The organism is Mesorhizobium sp. WSM4810 (genome assembly GCF_055811235.1).
On record NZ_JBVVQV010000113.1, the window covers coordinates 1 to 355 of the forward strand.

Below are 355 nucleotides of genomic sequence, written 5' to 3' on the forward strand. Positions count from 1 at the left end.
GGCATTCAGCGGTGACGTTGGCGTGTCCGCCGCGCAGCCCCCGTGTTTAGCGGAGCGGCGGACATGGCGGCCGCGTCTCAGGCGGCCAGTGCCCTCAGGTTCTCCTTCTTGTGCTCGCGCAGATGATCCATGTTGAGGTAGCGGGTCGCCTCGAGCCAGTTCTCGCGGATCTCCACCGCCAATGCCCGAACCAGCCGCAAACAGCTCTGCGGGTTGGGGAAGATGCGGACGACCAGGGTGCGCCGCTTGATCTCCTGGTTCAGCCGCTCCAGCATGTTCGTCGACTTCATGTGCTTGTGATGCGGCAGCGGCAGCCGATAGAAGCTCAGCGTCTCCTCGATGTTGTTCTCCACCC

1 protein-coding gene is annotated in these 355 nt (G+C 63.9%); it reads right to left on the minus strand.

The window, feature by feature from the left end; all coding sequences use genetic code 11:
• Positions 1 to 77 precede the first annotated feature (77 nt).
• Positions 78 to 355: transposase (locus AC0L3O_RS35540; protein WP_473618170.1), on the minus strand; the 278-nt coding region annotated here is incomplete at its 5' end.